Raw genomic sequence first — 21,862 nt, forward strand, 5'->3', positions numbered from 1 at the left:
TTTGAATATGAGTGGTTAAGGAAATATTTTATTGTAGTAGGAATATGCATGATGTAGTCTATTGGTGATTTAAAATCTTCTAACTATAGTAATTTAGAATCATAATAATAAAGCATAAAAGCTTTTTGTTTCGGTTTATTACAGGTCATATTGATTGGTACAACTGTAAAGCTGAATGCATATTCTAACAGTTGATCAATGTGTTTTACTTCATTATTAGCGTTTAGGTTGTTAAGAATTAGATTACTGTTAAGGCGGAGTTTACCTATGCGCCGGCTTTGATTCCAAAGTCGCGAAGGTATTTCCACTTTGGGCGTTATTTTCTTGCTGGCAACTCCCGAAGTTCGATTTCGACACCTTTGAGATGAATCGGATTGGGGCGTCAATAGAGATGGCGCGGTGAATCAAGATCGAAAGTTTGATTCTTGGCAAGCTAGGCCGACCTATACAAACTTAGAGGATGGTCATTATGCCCGAGGGGGATTTTGGTGGTAGAAATGGAATCAGAGCGCTCTGATTGTTACTTGTTTATTTAAGGTTGCTTGTATTACTTCTTTAGGGCTGCTTGGTGCGCACGAAAATAATCGACCCTCCTGCAGGATTCCTATGACTTTGTCTATCTCAACTGTTATACCCATTACGACTTCGACTATGACGAAAAGAGCTCGCAGCGGTAGTTGTCTTTATATGTTGGATGCGGTGAGAAACTGGGATATGGCTATGGCGCATTCGTATGGGCGTTCGCCCAAGAGATAGTGCCCGCTAGAGGCGACCTCAATGAGATCTAGGTTGTCTCTGAGGCGCTCTTTCATGAGGTGGCCGATTTGGCCGAATTTTGCGTCGTTTTGGCCATAAAGATAAGCAAAGGGCACCTTTAGCGATGCTAGTTCTTCAAGAAGGTAGCTTTGTCCGGCTAAACCCGTTGATTTTAAAGACTGTGCCAGCTTTATGGGTTCATTCACAAGGCGTGATCCAATTTGAGCTTGATCTGGATGAATTCCTCCAAAGATTGGCGCAGAGAGCCATTTCATCAAGAACTTCCTGAGCTCTGCTTCGTTAGTGATTTGCGATAGTGATAGTGCTAGCTTCTCATCGCTTTCTCTGCGACTTTGGAGAGCACTTGAATCGATCAAGCCCGGATTTGCCCCTATCGCTATGAGGCCGGCTGCGGCTTCGGGTCGATGGATCGCTATGTGGTAGGCGATTCTACCTCCTAGGGAGTATCCGATGAAAACCGCGGAGCCGAAGGTGTCGCCTAGCATCTCCGCGATCTCTCTGAGATTTAGGTTTGGAGGGTTTTGGCTATTGTGGCCTGGTAAATCGACTAAGTGCAGGGGTCGATTTGTTAGCTTTGCGAGGAGGCGCGCAAAGGGAGTAAGGGTTTTTGCATTTTGGGTAAAACCGTGGATTAGCACGATTTTGTTTTCGTCTTGTAACTTTGTTGGAATCGCGCTTGGCGCTATTGTGTGGAAGAGTATCTTAGCCATTTCCCGGGACCTTCGTTAAAGTCATTCTTGGTGATTGATGATAGCCTAGATATGTAAGGATAAATTTAGGGAACTTTTTCCTTATCTTAGAAGGTTGAATCTAATTTGAGGTTTTGGCGACTAAGAAGTGGCGGTTAAGTTCTCTTTCTTCGTTCTTGGTTGGAAGATGTTTTGTAAATTGGGTGTAAGTTGACTTTCGAAATCGACGAGGCAGTTGGTAATCAGTTCGTGGCTATGACAATAGTGGATGAGCTCTATCGAAATGGAGTTCGCTATGTCGCCATCTCTCCTGGATCGAGATCTACTCCGCTAGCTTTGGCGTTCCTTGCTCACCATGGTATCTCTGCTCGAGTCATTTTAGATGAACGCAGTTCATCCTTTTTCGCGCTCGGGCTAGCGAAGGCTTCTAATGCTCCCGTTGCTATTTTGACTACCTCAGGTACGGCATCTGTGGAGTTGAGCCCCGCCATAACCGAGGCTTACTACTCGGGTCTACCTCTGATCGTACTTAGTAGCGATAGGCCGCTTGAGCTCTATGGAACGGGATCTTCACAGACGATAAATCAGACTGAGCTGTATTCTGGTTTCGTGGTGGGGAGGATCTTGATTGATGCTGGCGCTAAAGGAGCTTGGAGCAGTATTCGATCATCGATCTCAAGGGCTGTCCTAGAGGCCAAGGGTCTATTTGGACCTGGGGGACCGTTTCATTTGAACGTCTCGTTTAGGGAGCCGTTGATTTCACCCCAATACGAACCAAACGGGCAGTTTCAGGGTAGGGGAAACGAGGAGCCTTGGTACGAAAAGATAGATCTCGCCTCGCACGACAAGACTTACGAGTTCGCGCGCACTCTATGCTCGGTCAGACGTGGTCTCATAGTGGTTGGAGAAGATCGTCAATTAGAAGCTATATTCGCGATCTCTGAACTACTTGGTTGGCCGACGCTAGTCGATCCTCGTGCTGGAATCGTGAGGCGTTCTCGTTTTGCCATTACCCACTTTGATTCAATTTTACGACAAGGAACCCTAACGGAGGCCTTGACTCCAGAGGTCATACTATATTTTGGAATGCCATCTGCCTCTAAGGTGCTTTCGCAATTTATAGCGAGGGTCTCGTCGAATGACAATGGCCCACTGACCAAGGTCTTTCGATCTGGGCGTAGAGCATGGGATCCAGAGGGCACGGCTTCGGGGTTCATAGTTGGCAACCTTGAACGATTGGTAGCGCAACTTTCTGGCCAAGCAATCGAAGAGCCCTCTAAACATATCGAAGCCTTTACCAACGCCTTTTTGGACGCTGATGGCCGAATTGAAAAGGTTATCGAGGGCTCTTTGGACCTTGGCGTAGAGACTCGTTCGATTCGTGAGGTAGTTCGACATTTGCTCCCAAGTGACCTCTTGTTTGTATCAGCATCGATGCCAATTCGCGACCTTGAGAATTTTGCCTCAAATGAGAATAGCTTTCCGGTGATCCTGGAGAACCGAGGCACCAATGGGATCGATGGGATTATCGCGACTTTTTCTGGAAGTGCTAGCCATTTAAGTGCGCTCTGTCCCGATACGATAGCGGTTTTGATCTTGGGTGACCTCTCGTTTCTATACGACGTCTCATTTTTAAGGGAGTTCTCCCGTCTTGATTTAGCAGCTCTAATCGTCGTTCTTGACAACAATGGTGGAGGCATCTTCTCGTTTCTTTCACAAAAAGATATCGTCGATGAGAAGTCGTTTGAAACACTCTTTGGAACTCCACATAATAGTGACCTAGACCGCATTGCTAGAGGGTTTGGGATTGATGTAGAAACATCAAAAGATGCATCACGAATTCAAAGCGCAATTGAGGAGGTCAGAGGAAGCAGAAAGACCTCGCTCCTGGTGATCAAAAGCGACCGAGACGAAAATCTGGCGGCTCATAAAAAGATAAATGAGGCGATCGCAAAAGAGTTCTCCATCGATTGATTTATCATTCATCACCAAAGATGAGCCAAAACCCATTAGAAATCGCCACCAAATAGTGACCAAGACTTTGAGAGATCTCTGCTTGTTTGGAACGCTTTAGTAGCGGCTGTCGTCACCTTGGTTTGGGGTTCATCAATTATGGGGCCATTGAGTGGGTAGCTACATGGGCGACGAAGAGTCAAAGAGGCAGAGTCGGCGAGGAAAGATCCCCAGGTGGGAGGTTCTAGGGTAGTGCTGGCTATCTGCAGTGCTGGCTATCTGCGGTTTTGGGAGGTTTTAGTTCCGATCGATTTGCTCTTTACATATTGACGATATCAACGATATTGACCAGGGATAGATTTAGATGGAAACGTCAAACAAAAAATAGATGATCCATGCAATCCAAGGTGAGTGATGGTCCTCCAAGGAACAAATTCACATCGCTAGTGCCACTAGGATGATTGCTATGAGCGCTTCAAATTTCAGGGTTTCGGAAGATCTTAGATGGCGTGGTCTTATCTATCAAGTAAGTCACGACCAAGTTATAGATCTAATTGATAACGGCGAAGCGGTAGCTTATATAGGTTTTGATCCATCTGGGGACTCTTTGCACGTTGGCAACTTGATCCAACTGCTGAATCTGCGTCGTCTTCAACTGGCTGGTAATTCAGTTATCGCGTTAGCTGGTGGGGCCACAGGTATGGTCGGCGATCCATCGGGGCGCTCCCAAGAGCGCAATTTGCTTGATCAAGATGTCTTGGAGTCCAATGTGGCCAAGATTAGAGTGCAACTCGGCAAATTTTTAGACTTTGAATCCAAATCGGCTAAGGCACATCTCCTAAATAACGCTGATTGGCTATCAAACTACAGCATCTTGAACTTTCTCAGGGATGTTGGCAAGCATATTACTGTAAATCAGATGATGATGAAAGATTCAGTACGAGTTCGTCTAGACGAACGCGATAGCGGCCTTTCCTTTACTGAATTTAGCTATATGCTCTTGCAGGCTGCCGACTTTGCTCATTTGAGTGATACCTATGGATGTAATCTCCAAATGGGCGCCTCTGATCAGTGGGGAAACGTGGTCACTGGAATTGAACTGATTCGAAAGACCCGGCAACGTAGCGTCTATGGAATAACTTCGCCTTTGTTGCTGAAGGCCGATGGGACAAAGTTTGGAAAGAGCGTAAACGGAGGTGTCTACTTAGACCCAGAACGCACTTCTGAATATGAGTTCTATCAGTTCTTTCTTCGTTCTCCAGATCAAGAGATGAGCCAACTCCTAAAGTTCTTTACCTTTTTTAGCCGTGATGAGACTCAAGACCTAATCGATAGTTCCATCCAACGACCAGAAGAACGCGAAGCTCAGCGGGCATTGGCTAGCTCTATGACCGAATTGGTCCACGGAAGCGATGGTCTAGCGATGGCTGTCAATGCCTCCGAGGCTCTCTTTAGCGACGACCTCTACTCGGTGGATGACAGGGCGTTATCGATGGCCTTGGCAGGTGCGCCTCGAAGTGTAATTGCTCGAGATCTCTTGATTCAGACGGCTAATATCGTCGAATTTATCCTTGGTGCTGGATTGGTGACATCCAAATCAGAGGCAAGGAAATTGATTCAACAGGGCGGACTCTATCTCAATAATCGTCGAATTGAAGATGATCAGAGAGTCGTTACTCTGGATGATTTGCTCGGAATTGGAGCGGTTCTACTTCGAAAGGGAAAGCGAGACTATCTTCTGGTGGATGCCAAATAGTTAATCAAGCAGTTGAGGTTAGATTGAGGCTCCTAGAATCTCGCGATAGTATTGCATCTGCTGCTGCGACTCGTACTTCAACGAGGGACTAGACGACGCCCGATAGCCATCGTGGTTGCTTCTTGGCACTACGTGAAAGTGTAGATGTGCAACGCTCTGGCCAATAACGTTGTTGTTGAATATCAGATTGCCGCTTGCTTTTAGAGCTGCACGTTGACATTGGGCAACTTTTTTTACTACCACCATCAACGAACCAAGGGTTTGTGGGTCGCACTTGGTTATCTCTAAGATGTGAGCATTTGGGACTACTAGGACGTGACCTTTTACGACCGGTGATCGATCCAGAAAGGCGGTAGTCTCTAAATCTTGGTAGATGATATATCCCATCGAGTGTTCCTCGATGATATCGCAAAATGTGCAGGTCACTTTGTTGATACTATCAATTAGGCTCGACAAATAGGGAAAGTTTTGCGACTTAGTTAAGGTTGCACCAGAGGTATTGGATACGCATTGAAATTTGAGTCACCGATGGAACAAAGTGAGCCATCGAAAGAGACCTCGAGAGATCAAGAGGAGTTGACATATTTGCGTGACCAAAGGCGCCTTCTGTGGTCCTTGCCCACCGGGCTGTATCTTTTGGGAACCAATTACGACAAAGCACCTCATTTGATGACGACCTCATGGGTTAGTCAGGTGGCGACTTCTCCAAAGATTTTGATGTTTTCGGTAGAGGCCTCTTCGAAGACGGCCCGAAATCTGGACCATACAAAGACATTTGCGCTTTCAATATTAAAGACCGCTCAACGTTCATTGATTAGGCGATACGTAAAAGGCGACCAAGTCGTTAATTTTACAGAAGATCTTTTGGAGATTGAGGGGAATACTTTTTCTCTAACCTCTAATTTGGATCCATTTGTTCCAGATGGCGTTGGAGTGATTGAGGGACAGATTCAATCGAAGGTAACTTTCGAGAGTCATTTCGTGTTTTTTGGCGAGGTCACTAATATGGCGCTCTTTGACAGTGAGTGCGATGTATTATCCATGGCCGATACAAAGATGAATTATGGAGGTTAGCAAAGGAAAGACAACTCCTTTGCTAGCGCTAAGTGAGAAGCTAGGTTTCTTAGGAAGGTTTGAATTAGGTGGCACATCGCTATATTGAACACGTTAGAACACTGGAGGAGGCTGTTAGGTTCCTTTCGCGCGCTGAATTGGTCGCTATCGATACGGAGTTTCACAGAGAACGAAGCTACTTTGCCAAATTGGCGCTTGTACAAATTGCAGCTGACGACGAGGTATTTTTAATCGATCCGTTGCGAGTAGACTTGGCTCCACTGGCAGAGGTGTTTGAATCCGATGCCGAGGCGGTTTTCCATGCCGCTAATCAAGATTTGGAGATTTTAAATCGTAAGGTTGGAACTGTTCCAAATAAGTTTTTCGACACGCAAATTGCATCCGGTTTTCTTGGTTATTCAACGCCTTCGCTTGGATCACTGGTGGAACAATTCTTAGGAATTGAGTTGGATAAATCTGATCGTTTGAGTGACTGGTTAGTTCGGCCACTCGAGGAGAATCAGCTCAAATATGCGGCTCAAGACGTACTTTATTTAGTTGATTTGCGCGATGCCATAGTGGACGCTGTTGTAAATTTGGATCGTTTGGATTGGTTAGTCGAGGAGTTGGGTGACTACATTTCACAGGACTTTTCGGGGATGATGGAGCCAAATCGTGCCTGGCAAAAAATTCGGGAGATACGGGGCCTAAAGGGTAGAAGTAAACAAGTAGCTATAGCGGTAGCGGCCTGGAGAGAGACAAGAGCTATCGAAGAGGACCGCCCGCCTAGGTTTATCTTGGCTGACCTAGCAATTGCTACCATCGCTCAAAACTTACCCAAAAGGGTCTCCGAGCTCAAAGCCCTTCGAGGAGTGGATTCTCGAAGTTTATTAAATGGGGCGGATATCGAGATAATCTCTGTAGTTGCAAAGGCGCTAGAGGCACAAGGACTGTCCGATGAGGAGATGTCTATGCCAGATCCGATTGAGCTTCCCGGTGGCGCTGCGGTATTTTTGAACACTTGGTTGACGAGCAGAGCTAAGCAGCTCAAGATCGACGCCAATCTTTTGGGGAGTCGCAGCGACATCATTGAGCTATTTGGTAGTGTTCCTCAAGGTAGGTTGTCCAAGGGGTGGAGAAAGTTGGTTGTTGGTGATTACGTTGACCGACTGATGAAGGGTGAGATAGCGCTAGCCCTTGGGGCGAACGGTGAAATTGAAATGGTAGAGAACTCTGGAGAAGTAATACATTAAATTCTCAGAGCGGAAGATAAATTTCTTCTCCAGAGGTTTCATGGTAGATTGAGTGTCGATTTTGAGGTCGACAATGAACATAGTTGGTGATTAGTTAGGTCTAAGGTCGATGCGAAAGACTAGGATTCCGTCCTCTAATGACGCGTTAGCGTCACCGAGCATAGCAAAGTCCATATAGTCGTCTTTGGCTTGTTGGATAAATCTCTGTCTTTCGGGTCCCTCTACTGGGGGAATTCCTCGAGCTTTAACGGCGCGAGCGCGGGCTTGGAATCTTTTAATCATCTCTTCGGGACTAAACTCAGTGTTACTCATAGTTAATAAGTTATCTTGAATGCAAAGTATTGCAAGCACCGTTAACGATGCGCTACTAGGCTGTTTTGGGTAAAATTGGCATCTTGAATAGACAGATGGTCACGACAAGCTTGTACCCGTCGGTGACGGCGAAGGTAGCGGATTTGGGATTGTTGCGGTTTTGAGTTATCGGCGATGTGCATCGCCTTCCGCGACTGGAAGTTTGGCTCCTTCGCTCGAAGTATTAAGGGGAGTAATAGGTGAAAAAAGGACGACATAGGCGTTACGAAGAGGCACGGATGGCCAAGCGAGCCTTTGTCAAACCTGTCGTTCGTTGTGTTGAATGTAATGGTGACTCGGTGCGCGGGCATGCAGATTGGTGCATGGCCGCCTCAGAGGAAGAACAATTGCTCGAAGAAGGGGAACTGTATTCCAGCGGTGCCCTGGACGACGATGATGATGACGAAGATGAAGAAGATGACGACGACGATGATGATGATGAATATGACAGAGACGTCAAGGGTGTTCATCGCATTATTGACGGACGTCATTAGTTGAGATTTGATAGTGCAGTATCTTATACAGTGCAGTATCTTATACAGTGCAGTATCTTATCGAGCGCCAGACTTGATGGGTTGGCTTATATGGGTGCTTAGTCGCTTTTATAGGTCTTCCCATGGACGGCCCTGAGGTGATCTTTGTTGCCTCTTTCGGACTAGATTCAAATGGGCTCACTTTCAATTAGTCTTGCCCAATTGGATGATGGTCGCTGAGATTTGTATTTTGATTGGTTTATGAAAGCGTAGAATTGCTCCGAGCTTTTGATGATGGAAAGATATTCGCAAAGATTGATGGCCATGGCCTTCAACTTGTTGTAGCGCTTCATGGTTGGTCAAGAACTTCAAATGATTTTTTGAAGTTGGTGTCAACTTTGGACATGAATCGTTTCAGGTTAGTTCGTTTTGATCTACCAGGTTTTGGCGAATCTGCCCCTCCGGACGAGCCGGTGGGAACACAATATTATGCGAGTGCTATAGATCGCGCGATCTGTGAACTCCTTAGTGGCGATGACGCCTTTGGAGAGGATTCCAGGGTTATCTTAGTGGGCCATTCTTTTGGTGGCCGGATCGCGATTCGAATCGGGGCCGCTCGTCCGAAGTGGCTTGGGTCGCTGGTTGTATCTGGAGTTCCTCTCTTTCGAGGTGGCTCGTCTCGCTCTGTGCCTCTTTCTCTATCGATCGCCAAATTCCTAGCATCGAAGGGGATAATTGGAGCGCCTCGGCTGGATAAGATCAAGTCAAAACACGGCTCGTTGGACTATCGAAATGCTCAAGGAGTGATCCGAGATATCCTTGTCAAGTCGGTCAATGAAGACTACTCCGATGCTCTAAGTATGATCGAAGTGGATACATTTTTGATCTGGGGCGCCCTAGATAGTGCTGCCCCAATAGATATGGCACGGAGGGCGCTTGAGATCTTGCCGCGTGGAAAGTTGGATGTGATAGCTGATGGTGACCATTTTGCCATCTTTAGTGATCGCTCTAGCCTCTCGAAAACGATTGACGAAATAAGCAATAATCGCTTAGGAACCCTTTGAAAGGAATCGGCGAGGGCCAAATATGATTCTGTCGCAAATTAATGTCGCAACTTCGCCGATCTTCCTCGTGGTGGCATTTGCTATCTCTGGAGTATCGGCAATTCGATGGATACGTGTGGCTCAACGCGAGCACTATGTGCCAGGATATGTCTTTCGATTCATGCTTCGGTGGTACTTTGCTCGCGACAACGCTTGGAATTTCTCTCTTTCGTTTGTCATGATACTTTTGCTCTTTGCAACCACATCAAGACCGGCAGTTGTCTCTTCGTCGGTCTTTTGTTTCATTTCGGTCGGCATCTTGACATTGGTTTTGCCTTTGGGACTGGGTATCAAAGGTCGAACTTCGCCTTTAAAGTGGACCCGTCGTGCGCGATTGCTCTTTGGCGTGACTCTCGCTATAAATTTCGTCATATCGGTTGCCTCTTACTTTTTTGGTTTGGCATCTTCAGTTGGTGCTGTTGAGATGGCAATTGCATCTTTGGTAGTAGAGTTAGGTACCTGGATTACCGCCCCTCTAGAGGAGCGTTCGATAGCCCCTTTTGTAGCGTCGGCAACTTCGAAACTTAATTCGATCAATCCCAAGAGGGTTGCAATCACTGGCTCCTTCGGAAAGACTTCGACCAAGGTCTATTTGGCTCAATTGTGTCGGGAGTCGATATCAACTCTGGCTTCTCCTGCTAGCTACAACAACCGAGCTGGATTGGCTCGTACAGTTAATGAGAATCTCCTTCCAGGTACTGACCTCTTTATAGCTGAAATGGGCACTTTTGGGCCTGGTGAGATTGCCGCTCTTGTTGAATGGGTGCGCCCAACTGTGGTCGCGATTACTGCCATTGGCCCTGTTCATCTTGAGCGTTTTGGCTCTGAGGAGAACATACTCAAGGCAAAGACAGAGATAGCCAAGTATGCAGAGGTCGTGGTGTTGAATGTCGATGACCCCCGCTTGATGGTTTTGGCGAGCGAGCTTGAGCGTCAAGGCAAGAAGATCTGGCGTGTTTCTGGCGTGGAACTTGCACGCAGTGTCGCAGTATTGACAGATGACGACGGTCGTAACGTCGTCTACCACGATCAAAGGCGCATAGGTTCGACTATGACACCCGTTGCCAAGACCAATTTGGCAGTCGCGGTGGCTATGGCTTTAGAGCTTGGAGTCACTGAAGCTGCAATTGGGAGCGCTCTTACATCTCTAGAGCCTGCCAAGAACCGTATGAACATAGCCAAACTTGAGAGTGGGGCATCGGTAGTTGACGATACCTACAACTCAAATCCTTCTGGTGCGCGAATGGCTCTTTCGCAGGCGGCAACGATGTTATTTGCCGGTTCTAAGCTGATCGTGGTTACCCCAGGAATGGTAGAGCTAGGAGATCGTCAGTACGATGAGAATCGACTTTTCGGCGAAGAGATCGCCTCAGTCGCGACCGATTTGGTTATCGTGGGACTAACCAATAAACGAGCTCTACATCGAGGAGCACTTGGCGAAGTCCAATCGGGACGTTCTAAGGTGCGAATCACATATCAACCCACCAGAGATGCAGCGGTCAAATGGATCAAAGCTAACTCAACCTCCGGTGATGTTGTTTTGTATGAGAATGACTTGCCTGACCACTATGCCTGACCACTATGCCTAAATACCCAGACGCCTAAATGCCTCTTTGGTTAGATAAAAACAGGCCTTGAAATGCCTATCGGCTATAGGTAAACAATGGTATTTCTTGGGCGCAGCCTATGGCGTCTTTGGCCGCCCCTTCACAGATCTATGAGTGCCTATAATAGAACGCCCGAACAATGGTACAGGCTATTTTACTGGACCCAAATTCTATTCCATAACGTGCCCGCCCTGCCTTCTGAGGGCTCCTTCGGCGCCCAAGGAGAGATGTGCACCATCTGGCTTACGAGCCAAGTGTGCCCCGTGCCATCACGAAAGAGAGCTTGACCATTGTTTCTCTTACTGTCGGCTGACCAGTAAATCTCCGTGGGGTGTTGCGGTTCACTCACTGGGTGGCTTTAGGGTTGAGGCGGTCGCTATCTATCTCGATAGCGTGACTTTCTTCGACTTCGACCACCTCGCGGCCAGAGGTGTTCAACAAGTCATCTATACAACTGACTATTCCACAACTTGCGACCACGCATAAGTGGAGCTTGCTACCACCATCAACGTATCTGAAATTCGATACTAGATGTCTCGTTTTTCGAGATTTATTATGGATAAACCTCCCTTTATTGGATTAGAAAGTCACTTTCGTCTTTCCGCAGGGTTGTGGAGAACTCCTTTGGTGCCTAGAACAGGCGCCAAAGTCACTAAAGGATTTTGGCGACTTTGTCATGTCCAATATTACTAAGACGCTAAGTGAGCGTGGTAGTAAATCTATTGAGATGAATGATACGGCCACTTTGAAACGATGGGGGCCGTATCGTTCATCTCTTATTTCAAAAGGCAACGTGGCAAATCAACCAGCAGTGAAATCTATCCTAATTTAGATGCGATAGTGCCAGCGGATGAGAGCGCCGATCCATCAGCTCCTGCGGTGGTAGGTGCGAAGGTGCTAACTTCGGTTGCTTCAGCAATTAGGTCTAGGAGTAGATTTTCAAATGGAATCATAGGTTCTATGAATAGATACTTAGAGAGACTTCCAGGTATGGTATTTATCTCATTGACATAGAGTTCATCGACTCCGTTTGAGAGGAAGTCAATTCGGGTTATTCCTCTCAGTGGCACCGCATCTACAAGGCGGTTGGCGTAGTTGTAGATTGACTCCCTGATGACATCCGATAGTTTTGCTGGAAGTTCACGAGGAGCCTCCACCATGCCTGTGCCGCCTACGTACTTGTCCTTGTAAGTTAAAAATTCCCCGCCAGACTTGTCTCGTAGCGGTCGTTCAATGGCCGACAGAACTAATTTAGGGAATGTTTTTACCGCAATTTGTAGATCGAAAAGATCGCTTCTAAATGGTTCGATTACTGCACCCAGTTTTAGATGAACATTAGTTCGCAATCTAGCCTTAGCGGTTTCGAGATCGCTAACCACGTCAATTCCGATGGATGAGCCCCCGTACCTAGGTTTTAGGATAAATGGTGAACCGAAGGTGATTGTTTGTGGTTGGGTCGTATGGCTCAGGAGGTGCCGGTCTAAGTGGGCTATCCCCAAGTTTGCGCATAGGCCAGCGAATGCGAGCTTGTCCATTCCTAAACTAGCACCTAAGGCGCCCGGGCCGCTGTATTTGATTCCCGCAAGATTTAGAAGGGCTTGTAAGCTACCATCTTCGCCGGGTCCGCCATGTAAGGCATTCAAAACAACGTCAATCTCAAGTTTTTTTGGCTTAGAGAAGCTCTTGCCGCCCTGATAGAACCCAGGAGAATCCCCGAGGTGAATTGTAAGTTTTTCTACCTTTGCTGGTAATCCGCTTGCGAAAGAGGAGGCCTCACAGCCATTTGGAAGCAGAAAAAAGTCCCCACCTTTTGACCAATAAATACTAGACACCTTGTGGATGGAGTTCAAAAGACCCCGTTCCGCTTGGAGGCCTGTCAGGATGGAGATGTCGTGCTCTGGTGATATGCCTCCAAAGAGAACAGCGACGTTTGCCATATCTTTTCTCCTACTTCGTATTTAGTCATAAATTGTAATTAGTGCGCAAATGAACCCGCTGGGGCATTTTTTAGATTTGCGCTACTTCAAGATGTCCAGCCTACCCGAAGATCTCTTTAGAGCCCATCTGAAATTTTTGCCGCCTAAGTAATTTAAGGTCTTTATTATTTGGAAGGAAAGTAGGAAAATTCACTCGGACCATCGATTGGTAGCAAAGCCTTTCACGGTTCCATCCTGGGGATTTATCAATTTGACCATCAAATATTCGATCTTTGGTGATTTTATGATCTGACTTTGATCATATTGGCATCAAAACGAACTCGAAGGGTTCCCTCAAAAGGCTACACTTTCCTATCAGTGCAAGATCATTTCGAAGACAAAGCCGAACAGCGCTTCACCGATGCGGGTGAAGAGGTCCTTTATGTGACCAATCCGCACTTTCTATACCTCTTTCGCGCTGTGGCGTCGGCCTTTGTCATGGCGGTACTCTTTTTCACTTCGATATTTATCTTGCCTTGGCTGCCGATCCTGATTAAGTTTTTGCTTGGCTGTCTTTTGATTGTAGCGGTTTGCTACTTTGTCTTTAAATATCTTCAATGGAGGCGAATTGAGTGCGTAGTTACTCCAAGGAGGCTGATTACGGCGTCGGGAGTTTTTACGATCCGAAGTTCGGAGGTTCCACTTGAGAGAATCGGTGAGATAACACTCAATTCGCCTCTCTTTGAGAGATTGATCGGAGTCGGTAATCTGAGAGTCGCCTCCCTTGGCGAGGATTCAGATATTAACCTGCACTTTATCCCACAACCGGCCAAGCTAAAGGCTGCTATTAATAGAGCCAGAGAGGCACGTAACACCAAAGGGACAGGTGCTGCAGCGCCAGCGGCTCTCTTTTCGGCACTCGATGAGATAGCAAAGTTGGGAGATCTTTTTGATAAAGGTCTAATAACTCGAAATGAGTTCGAGCGCTATAAAGCGATATTGTTTGCACGCTTCGAACGAGACCATGGTGCTCCTATGAGCGGTGACTCTTAAAGCTGATAGATACCACAGCAGTAGGCGCTGGCGGGTTTAGGCTCAGAAAGTGAGAAAGCTCCTCGTAGTGATCCTTGGTTATACATGCTCGAGCAGCTATCCTACTTAGCTCTGTCGGATCGCGAAAGTCTCCACGAGGACGCTCCCATCGGTCGATCTTTGGTTCGAAACCCAATGCACGAACGATTTCGACGATAATTTCGTAGTTGGGGTCGATGGGTCGTTCATAGTGATGAAATTTGGTCCAGATTTCACGCGTGCTGAAGTGTGGATGCATAGCAGTGACTTCTATTACCACCTGAGCTGCAGAAGAGTCGACCAATGCTGATATGAACTCTACAGGCGATGCAATGTTATAAAGGACGTTCGCACAGACCACAACAGCGGCACTGACTGGTTGCGAAGTCGGCCACTTGCTCGTCAAGGTCGTGAGTTTTTGGTGCGGTATCTGAAGGGTGTCAGCGGCTATTTTCAGATGGGCAAGCATCTCTTGGCTCGCATCGAGAGCTGTTAGATGGGAAAATGTCTGGTTCAGCAAGAGTGAAATGCCACCTGCTCCGGCCCCTACGTCAAGCAAGCTACGGTCGCTTGGGTCAAGTCGCTCGAGAGCCTCTCTGACTTCGCGAACTGTTGGTGTTTGTGCTCGTGAGAAGTCCGGATAGAAGAGCAAAGGATCCAAGCGGAAGGGTTCAAGGCCCTTTGCCTTGGTGAAGGAATCTGGAATCGCCCATCTCTCTAAGGACGTTGACCAAAATGAATTTAGCTTCTCTAATCGTGACTTCATAGACTTTTCGTTCAAGCAATTGGATCTTTATATCAAGACAATAGCCCTAAAAACTATTCCGAGCCACTCCAAGGCGACAACAAGATCATATTTTGCTTGCATCGATCGACTAATTTCACCTTAGGTAATAGGCCAATCGTTTCACTCGCAATTGGGAGTGAAACTTGGACCATAGGATAAAGCCGCAATTCAAACGGCGCCATTTAGGTTTGACCTAGGGTGGCCTTCTCGTCGTAGTTAGTTTTAGCCGTCACCAAGGGAGTGCGCGCTTTTTCTTTTGCATCTACGACCTCGATCTAAAGTCCAAAGGATGAAACGCTTTCGAGGGCAAGATTGTCTAGAACAATTGAGATTAGGGCGATTGCAACTTTGATACTAGTAACCTTTTGAATCAAACGTGAGGTAGCGTTTTGATACTGTTGAATCAACCCTGGGGCGCCGGCAAGCCATTTACTCCAAGGTAGGAGCCTCTAGAGATTGACTTTTGACCCCGGTAACATTTTATTAGGCTTATTAGAGAGGACTAAATACCATGGTTGGAAAGGGTGACGGCCAGAATGTATCTAATGTCGCTGTGCCTAATGACGCTTTGATCGCCTCGGGTAGCGGTGGCCAGGCGATGATAAGTAACTCTGCGCCGCTTTTAGGTTTTAGAGTGCTGGAGTTTGCCGGAATTGGTCCTGGTCCATTCTGTGGGATGCTCTTAGCAGACTTAGGGGCGACAGTCGTTAGAGTCGATCGAGCCATAGATGGTGATAAAAAAGATGACCGCGAACTTCAAGAGCGATACCTATCAGATGTGATGGGCCGCTCTAAGTTGTCGATCGACCTCAATCTAAAGGACCCTGCCTCCCGTGGAGTCCTGGAGGAGTTGATTGCCAAGAGTGATGTGCTCTTAGAGGGATACAGACCCGGAGTGATGGAGCGTCTAGAGCTTGGCCCATTGGATGTCGAGAAGATAAATCCCACGATGATATATGCCAGAATGACTGGTTGGGGCCAAAGTGGACCATTGTCGGCACGTGCTGGTCATGATATGAACTACATCTCCCTTGCCGGTATCTTGTCGATGATTGGTCCGTTTGAAGCCGAACCTGTGATCCCTCTAAACCTCGTTGGTGACTTTGGCGGCGGTGGCATGTTTATGGCGTTTTCGATCGCTGCAGCTCTAGCTGGGCGTGCTTTAGAGGAGCGATTCATGGTGATTGACACCGCTATGTTTGAAGGGGCGGCGACGCTTGCATCGATGATCTTTGGTATGCGCTCGAATGGCTCTTGGATCGATGAACGCGATAGCAACCTGTTAGATGGCGGAGCGCCATTTTATTCAATCTATAGGTGCAAGGACGGAGGATATGTGGGGGTTGGAGCTTTGGAGCCTCAGTTCTATGCGACTTTGATTGATCGTTTGGGACAAAGTGAGAACGAACTTTTCTCAAAGCAGTACGATAAGGCAACTTGGCCGGCGATGCGAAGTGCCTTTAGCGAGATCTTCCTTGGTCAGAATCGGTCCTACTTTGAAGAGCTCTTGGGCGACATAGATGCTTGCACCTTTGGGGTTTTCACTCCTAGTGAAGCGATTGACCACCCCCATAGCCGTTTTCGTGGCTCATTTAGTGAAGTTGGAGGAGTGTCTCAACCCTCTCCAGGGCCAATCTTTAATGCGACACGTCCTAGTGTGCCAGGGTTGCCTCCTTATCCTGGACGTGATCGGGAAAAGATCATGGAGATCTTTCAAATTCAAAGGTAGCGTGACCGCTACAGAAGTTGTATCGGGGCCGTAGGAGATAAAATTGTGTAACATATCCGTAATCGAAAAACTGATCGGGTCTAGTTCTTGTATCAACTAGATTCATCGTATTCAATTGTGGGTGAAAGACCCAAATAGTGATGGATGAATAGTCAAGCTAATGGAACCATCAGGGAGAATGCTGTGACGTCGCAAAGTCTCGACGTTTTGAAGAACGATGATCCACGGCTAGGCTATTTTTATCACCCTGTCGCTCTTGAGACGGAAATCACCGATGGATGGGTGAAGGCAACACTTCTGGATGTCGATTGGCTGATCGTCAAGACGTTTGATGGTTCCCTGGTGGCATATCGAGATAGGTGCCCTCATCGAAGCGCGCCATTGTCTACGGGCACTGTTTGTGATGGCATAATCAGTTGTGGCTATCATGGGTGGCGCTTTGATGATAGCGGCAGATGCATAGAGATCCCAGCCATACAAGATCAAGCTCATATTCCACCCACAGCCCGTCTAGAGGTCGCATATGGAGTTATCTGCCGGTATGGAATAATCTTTCTCGCCCCCAAGGAGCCTAACGCACCGATAATTGAGATCTCTGAGGCGACAGATAGTGCCTTTATGGCAGGGTATCTGGTTCCAAAGAATGTCCGCCAGCACTGTGGTTATTTGGCTGACAACTTTCTTGATATGGCGCATTTCCCCTTCGTTCACACTCAAACTTTTGGCGACGAGGCGACGAGGCTGGTTGACAATTATGAGATTATCTCCAAGTTGGGTGGTTTTACTGCGCGTTATGCACATCAATTTGCCAATCGTGAAGATCCAGGCGTTGCTTTGGGGGAGCGAGAGTTGATTCAGCGACGTGAACTGATCTACACCTATGTGGCGCCTTTTAGCTTGAGCTTGCGTATATCATTTTTGGAAGCAGATGGCGTCAATATGATCGGATTTTTCATATCGCCGGTAAGAGATGGTGTCTCTCGCCTGTTTTGCATTCTCTGGCGAAATGATATGAATGGTTCGCAAGCCGAGATGGATGAAGCGGTCGCCTTCGAGGAGCGTGTTCTTCAAGAAGATCTACTACTTCATGAGCAGTATAAGACAGATGGTTTCCCGCTGGATTTACGCTTTGAAGTCCATACCAAAGCCGATCGTATTACGGTCGCTCTTAGGAATGAACTTCGACGCAGATTGAGTGAGGATGCGATGTAACCTCTAGGCCTCATGGCTACAACTAGCTTTGAATGTAAGTCACATATTTCATAGGAATGCACCCCATAATTAGTCTGTTTAGGAGAAAATTAATTGGTAAAAGAAGCTTTTGAAATACCTATCGCGGAGTCTGGTCCCGTTGGTATTGAGCGGCGCGGTATTGACTATATACCTGCCCGTGAGCGCTGGGCTAAGCCGGTAAACCTCTTTTGGATGTGGGGAGGCGCGATATTCAATGTAGAGATATTGGTCTATGGCGCTGTCTTGATGAGCTTTGGCCTGTCGTTCGCTCAATCTGTAATAATCATTCTGGTTGGCAACCTCTCTTACTTTCTTTTGGGACTTACCTCTCTTCAAGGACCCGAAGCCGGGACGACGACCTTTACGATCAATCGGGCAAGCTTTGGACAAAACGGTTCTAAGTTAATAGCCTTCTTCAACTGGCTGACGCAAGTTGGCTTTGAGACAGAAGGGCTGGCTCTGATCGTAATAGCGGGCATTGCCCTCTTGTCGAAGGCCGGAATTCATACATCGACTGGAGTTAAAGTTGCTATCTTGCTGGTAGCTGCTGCGATTCAGTTGCTTCTGCCGCTCTTTGGCCACCAGGCCATTTTGAAGGCGATGAAGATGCTGTTTTTGCCCTTTGTCCTATTGTTTATCGTATTTGCGATCTTAGGACTTGGCAAAGTCAATCTTCACTCGGTGGCACATGGCGCTAACTGGCAGACTATGACCGAAGGACTTGCCTTTATCCTTGCCGCATCTGGCTTGGGTTGGACTGAAAATGGTAACGATTTCTCTCGTTATTTGCCTCGCGAGAGCTCGCACAAAAAGACAGTCGGCTGGGTCTTTCTTGGAACTTACATTCCATCGGTTGCACTTATGATTCTTGGCGCGGCCGTCGCTACTTATGTTGGCAGCGCATCGGGGAGCATCACCGGTATTGCTGAGAAGTTCACTCCTTGGTTTATATGGCCGTATTTGATCGTCTCCATCATTCAGTTGTTCGCGATCAATAGCTTGGACCTTTACTCCTCTGGAGTTACCTTGCAGGCGTTGGGGTTGAAGATCTCTCGTTGGCAGGCTGTTATCTTAGATACTATAATCTGTACTTCGCTGACGGCTTATGCTATCTTTTCTTCCTCCTTTAATACCCTATTGCAGGAGTTTATCCTCTTTATAATCGTTTGGGTTGCCCCTTGGACTGCTGTCTATCTGGTTGATTGGCTGCTTCGAAAGCGCCGTTATTCCGCTTTGGATCTGCAGCGATCAAAGGGAGGCATCTATTACCGTAATGGTGGTGTTCACTGGGTGGGTATCATCGCCCAGGTATTGGGTATGGCGGGAGCTATGTTGACAATTGACGTTTACCCCCATTACGTCTCGATCTTTTCGAACGCGACCAACGGTGCGGATATCTCGGTGTTCGTAGGATTTTTTGTAGGCGGTATCTCTTACTGGCTGTTGGCGCGAAATCAGGTAACCAAGGAAGCTCTAGAGCAACCTCTAGAAATTGACGAGTTGGCTATTGCAAATATCAATCCAAACTAGTGCCAGAGATTTAAGATTAATCTGTTGGGCTTATAGCCCCGATATGACTTGATGATCTAAAGATATGATCCCTTTGGATCCTTTGATGTTCAAAGGATCTAAAGGGATTTTTTTATCAGGGACCGCCGATAGGTGCTTGAAGATAGCGTAGATCTACATTATTTGGACTGTTATGCCAATGAGTTAGATCTGGATAGAGCTATACCCACCCCTGTATTTTTAGCAATGCGACTCTAGTGATTAGTTTCGAGCAATTCGTTTCCAGCAATTGACCTTGAAGGGGCTTGGCAATTTCGATGCAGCAATAGTAAAGCAGCGTCAAAGCATTCTTTGATATTTTTACCTTCGATGAGCTTGAGCTCTTTAATAGAAAGAAATAGTCAATGGCGTCGATTGATCAATTGCAGGTGGTTGCGGAAATACAAAGAGCGTCAATACAAGGTAGTAGTGGGATATCTTTTGCATGAACTAATCTTCAATGGCTATCAATAAATGGTGCTTTAGAATAAATGGGTGGCTCCACCCCTCACCGATGTAGTGGTGCTGGAGCTATTCCAATTTCGTTAATGGGGTTTTATGGGTGCATTAGCAGCGGCGTTAGTTGGGCGGTATCGAATCGGGAGCCAGGCCGATCGAGATGGGAATCGTTTGGATTTATCTATGTGAGGTTTCAAGTTGTTGATCGAGATTGACCTAAAAGTCTTTATTGGCCAAGGCTACTTTGATTTTTTAGAGGGTTTTAATCGAATGAATCTAAATTTAATTGTCGCGTGGAAGGCCTTAATTCTCTTCTGTTGAGCAGATCTTTTGATTTTCATTAATTTTTATATAAGATAAAACTAAATTGTGATGATTGGTGCGGCAATTGTTTTACGTAGGTAAAGGTAAGCGCGGTGAAGTTCGCCTCTCGAGTGAATCCCATCTATTGGTTTTGGGTCCTCCTCGCTGTGGAAAGACTAGAAATATCGTCATGCCTAACTTGAATGAGCTCGATTGTGCTGTAGTGGTCACCTCGACCAAGGAGGATATCTTCAACGAGACCTTTCGCATACGCCAGAAACTTGGGCGGATTTGGATCTTTGACCCACTAGAAAGTGTGCCCCTGGACGACTCGCAGACGATTCGTCTCAACTTTTCGCCCGTTACTTCTACTTGTGACTTTGAGAGAGCAGTACTTATGGCACGTGCGATGTTGGGTGCGAGCGTAACTGGTGCAAGGGGCGGCTCGCTATCTTTTTGGGAAGAGAGAGCCGAGGCGGTAATTGCTCCGCTGCTCTTGGCTGCCAATGTGGCAGGTTGGTCCATGGTCGAGGTGATGGATTCTATTGAAAATAAGGAATTAGAGTCCGCTATATCGATTTTGGAGGCTAATTCGCATCCAGAGGCGGCTCGGACCTTGGCCTCAATATCACTTTCGGCACCCAAGGAACTCTCGGGAATTACTTCAACTGCAGCGGGGATATTGTCGGGATATAGGACGCCGAAGGTTCTACGATCGGCAAAGATGGCTAACTTTTCTCCAAGTGACTTCGTTAGCTCCAAAGACACCGTATATATTGTCGCACCCTCAACGCATCAGGCTATTTTGGCACCGATTGTACTGGGTCTTCTTCAATCGATCAGAGAGGCTGCCTATAGCCAGGCTGCTTTAGACCAACGAATGGCCAAGTCTTCTCGACCTCGACCCTCAGTAGCTCTGCTTTTAGATGAGATGGCCAATATTGCGCCGATTAGAGATCTTTCTTCTATTCTCTCTGAGGGCGCATCGCAGGGGATTTTGGTGATGGGAATTTTGCAGGATCTCAGTCAAGCCCGATCTAGATGGCCAGGTTTGAGCGATGGCTTTCTTACTCTCTTTGGTAACACAGCAATCTTTCCTGGGATAGCCGATGTTCGCACCCTTTCGGATCTATCTATTCTCTCTGGTGAGCGAATTGTAGAGCTCCCTACGAAGTCTAAATCTACCAGAGGATATCGCCAAGAATCGCTCACATCTTCCTTCAAGCCCCTTTTGGCCCCTCACGAGATCTCGACTGGGATAAAGGGCGAACTCCTACTCTATGTGACGAGGAGTGGCTTTTCGAGAGTCCTAGTTGACAACCGTGACAGTCCGAGCTTCTCATTTCGAAAAAGGGGATTTGGTGATACGACGAGAAAAAGAGAGATCCGAGCGTCATTTTCTCGTCGACTCTCCCAGGGCAATTACAAGGACAAGAAGAGGGATGACGGCCTTTCGATCTGAGTTTTTCAATTTCACATATCCAAAGGGCCACCCTGGTAAATAAGATGCCGAGGGATCCTAGAGCCTCAGCGCTTGAATTTTTGCGATACTGGCGAACCCAATAGATAATAAAGCTAAGCGCTGTGGTGGATGCTTGGTTGGTTAGGCAAGCTAGAGAGGTATTTTGGAGTTAGGAGAACACTCGAATTTATGGGGGCACTCGACCTTGGCCGAAGTCGCCTTTTGAGCATGGATCGACGCGACTGGAAGTGATTTTGTGGAACTTATTTAGATTTCTGGAGTCGGCTTAGTGAGGATCGGTGTTAGCTTGTGTTGCTGAGACGATTGCCCTTTGGCGGC

17 protein-coding genes are annotated in these 21,862 nt (G+C 47.1%); 12 read left to right on the forward strand and 5 right to left on the reverse strand.

What is annotated here, in order from left to right:
• Positions 1-683: 683 nt before the first annotated feature.
• Positions 684-1,487 (reverse strand): alpha/beta fold hydrolase, encoded by an 804-nt coding sequence (locus ACIDITHRIX25_RS88605; protein ID WP_201732414.1) that lies wholly within the window; start codon positions 1,485-1,487, stop codon positions 684-686.
• Between the two features lie 189 nt (positions 1,488-1,676).
• Between ACIDITHRIX25_RS88605 and menD the strand changes: the two genes are divergently transcribed.
• Positions 1,677-3,440, forward strand: coding sequence for a 2-succinyl-5-enolpyruvyl-6-hydroxy-3-cyclohexene-1-carboxylic-acid synthase (gene menD / locus ACIDITHRIX25_RS88610; protein WP_201732415.1), 1,764 nt, complete (start codon positions 1,677-1,679; stop codon positions 3,438-3,440).
• Between the two features lie 445 nt (positions 3,441-3,885).
• Entirely contained in the window at positions 3,886-5,175 is a 1,290-nt protein-coding gene (gene tyrS, locus ACIDITHRIX25_RS88615; RefSeq protein ID WP_201732416.1) for a tyrosine--tRNA ligase, read from the forward strand.
• Between the two features lie 18 nt (positions 5,176-5,193).
• On the opposite strand, the gene ACIDITHRIX25_RS88620 is transcribed toward tyrS, so the two are convergent.
• Positions 5,194-5,601 carry an HIT family protein gene (locus tag ACIDITHRIX25_RS88620; RefSeq protein ID WP_201732417.1) on the reverse strand — a complete coding sequence of 136 codons (408 nt, stop codon included), beginning with the start codon at positions 5,599-5,601 and terminating at the stop codon, positions 5,194-5,196.
• 102 nt (positions 5,602-5,703) lie between these two features.
• Here ACIDITHRIX25_RS88620 and ACIDITHRIX25_RS88625 point away from each other — a divergent pair, with 102 nt between their 5' ends.
• Positions 5,704-6,249: a flavin reductase family protein gene (locus tag ACIDITHRIX25_RS88625; protein WP_201732418.1), complete on the forward strand. Its 546-nt coding sequence runs from the start codon at positions 5,704-5,706 to the stop codon at positions 6,247-6,249.
• A 68-nt stretch (positions 6,250-6,317) separates the two neighbouring features.
• Positions 6,318-7,481 (forward strand): ribonuclease D, encoded by a 1,164-nt coding sequence (locus tag ACIDITHRIX25_RS88630; RefSeq protein WP_201732419.1) that lies wholly within the window; start codon positions 6,318-6,320, stop codon positions 7,479-7,481.
• Between the two features lie 90 nt (positions 7,482-7,571).
• Here ACIDITHRIX25_RS88630 and ACIDITHRIX25_RS88635 read toward each other — a convergent pair whose 3' ends face one another.
• Positions 7,572-7,793 (reverse strand): hypothetical protein, encoded by a 222-nt coding sequence (locus ACIDITHRIX25_RS88635; protein ID WP_052605833.1) that lies wholly within the window; start codon positions 7,791-7,793, stop codon positions 7,572-7,574.
• Positions 7,794-8,032: 239 nt separating this feature from the next.
• Here ACIDITHRIX25_RS88635 and ACIDITHRIX25_RS88640 point away from each other — a divergent pair, with 239 nt between their 5' ends.
• From ACIDITHRIX25_RS88640 to ACIDITHRIX25_RS88650, 3 genes are all read left to right on the forward strand, one after another.
• Positions 8,033-8,326 (forward strand): hypothetical protein, encoded by a 294-nt coding sequence (locus tag ACIDITHRIX25_RS88640; RefSeq protein WP_201732420.1) that lies wholly within the window; start codon positions 8,033-8,035, stop codon positions 8,324-8,326.
• A gap of 254 nt (positions 8,327-8,580) precedes the next feature.
• Positions 8,581-9,369, forward strand: coding sequence for an alpha/beta fold hydrolase (locus ACIDITHRIX25_RS88645; protein WP_201732421.1), 789 nt, complete (start codon positions 8,581-8,583; stop codon positions 9,367-9,369).
• A gap of 22 nt (positions 9,370-9,391) precedes the next feature.
• Positions 9,392-10,984 (forward strand): Mur ligase family protein, encoded by a 1,593-nt coding sequence (locus tag ACIDITHRIX25_RS88650; RefSeq protein WP_201732422.1) that lies wholly within the window; start codon positions 9,392-9,394, stop codon positions 10,982-10,984.
• An 849-nt stretch (positions 10,985-11,833) separates the two neighbouring features.
• Here the strand turns inward: ACIDITHRIX25_RS88650 and ACIDITHRIX25_RS88655 are convergent.
• Positions 11,834-12,952, reverse strand: coding sequence for a D-alanine--D-alanine ligase (locus ACIDITHRIX25_RS88655; RefSeq protein ID WP_052605837.1), 1,119 nt, complete (start codon positions 12,950-12,952; stop codon positions 11,834-11,836).
• 357 nt (positions 12,953-13,309) lie between these two features.
• Between ACIDITHRIX25_RS88655 and ACIDITHRIX25_RS88660 the strand changes: the two genes are divergently transcribed.
• The gene (locus ACIDITHRIX25_RS88660) at positions 13,310-13,984 is read left to right on the forward strand and encodes a PH domain-containing protein (protein ID WP_201732423.1); all 675 of its coding nucleotides are present in this window, start codon (positions 13,310-13,312) and stop codon (positions 13,982-13,984) included.
• Here the strand turns inward: ACIDITHRIX25_RS88660 and ACIDITHRIX25_RS88665 are convergent.
• Positions 13,965-14,768, reverse strand: coding sequence for a class I SAM-dependent methyltransferase (locus ACIDITHRIX25_RS88665; protein ID WP_152626033.1), 804 nt, complete (start codon positions 14,766-14,768; stop codon positions 13,965-13,967). The two genes, ACIDITHRIX25_RS88660 and ACIDITHRIX25_RS88665, sit on opposite strands and share 20 nt — an antisense overlap.
• 532 nt (positions 14,769-15,300) lie before the next feature.
• Between ACIDITHRIX25_RS88665 and ACIDITHRIX25_RS88670 the strand changes: the two genes are divergently transcribed.
• The 4 genes from ACIDITHRIX25_RS88670 to ACIDITHRIX25_RS88685 all read left to right on the forward strand — a co-directional run bounded on the left by ACIDITHRIX25_RS88670 (position 15,301) and on the right by ACIDITHRIX25_RS88685 (position 21,523).
• On the forward strand, positions 15,301-16,518 hold the full coding sequence (locus tag ACIDITHRIX25_RS88670) for a CaiB/BaiF CoA transferase family protein (protein ID WP_201732424.1): 1,218 nt from the start codon (positions 15,301-15,303) through the stop codon (positions 16,516-16,518).
• Between the two features lie 183 nt (positions 16,519-16,701).
• Positions 16,702-17,730 carry a Rieske 2Fe-2S domain-containing protein gene (locus tag ACIDITHRIX25_RS88675; protein WP_201732425.1) on the forward strand — a complete coding sequence of 343 codons (1,029 nt, stop codon included), beginning with the start codon at positions 16,702-16,704 and terminating at the stop codon, positions 17,728-17,730.
• Positions 17,731-17,823: 93 nt separating this feature from the next.
• The gene (locus tag ACIDITHRIX25_RS88680; RefSeq protein WP_052605842.1) at positions 17,824-19,281 is read left to right on the forward strand and encodes a purine-cytosine permease family protein; all 1,458 of its coding nucleotides are present in this window, start codon (positions 17,824-17,826) and stop codon (positions 19,279-19,281) included.
• An 865-nt stretch (positions 19,282-20,146) separates the two neighbouring features.
• Positions 20,147-21,523 carry a type IV secretory system conjugative DNA transfer family protein gene (locus ACIDITHRIX25_RS88685; protein ID WP_052605843.1) on the forward strand — a complete coding sequence of 459 codons (1,377 nt, stop codon included), beginning with the start codon at positions 20,147-20,149 and terminating at the stop codon, positions 21,521-21,523.
• Positions 21,524-21,862 lie beyond the last annotated feature (339 nt).

Source organism: Acidithrix sp. C25 (genome assembly GCF_904848545.2).

Coding starts and splice junctions, on each gene's coding strand:
- tyrS (WP_201732416.1), top strand. CDS start 3,886: ATGAGCGCTTCAAATTTCAGGGTTTCGGAAGATCTTAGATGGCGTGGT.
- ACIDITHRIX25_RS88635 (WP_052605833.1), bottom strand. CDS start 7,793: ATGAGTAACACTGAGTTTAGTCCCGAAGAGATGATTAAAAGATTCCAA.
- ACIDITHRIX25_RS88625 (WP_201732418.1), top strand. CDS start 5,704: ATGGAACAAAGTGAGCCATCGAAAGAGACCTCGAGAGATCAAGAGGAG.
- ACIDITHRIX25_RS88665 (WP_152626033.1), bottom strand. CDS start 14,768: ATGAAGTCACGATTAGAGAAGCTAAATTCATTTTGGTCAACGTCCTTA.
- ACIDITHRIX25_RS88650 (WP_201732422.1), top strand. CDS start 9,392: ATGATTCTGTCGCAAATTAATGTCGCAACTTCGCCGATCTTCCTCGTG.
- ACIDITHRIX25_RS88605 (WP_201732414.1), bottom strand. CDS start 1,487: ATGGCTAAGATACTCTTCCACACAATAGCGCCAAGCGCGATTCCAACA.
- ACIDITHRIX25_RS88655 (WP_052605837.1), bottom strand. CDS start 12,952: ATGGCAAACGTCGCTGTTCTCTTTGGAGGCATATCACCAGAGCACGAC.
- ACIDITHRIX25_RS88670 (WP_201732424.1), top strand. CDS start 15,301: ATGGTTGGAAAGGGTGACGGCCAGAATGTATCTAATGTCGCTGTGCCT.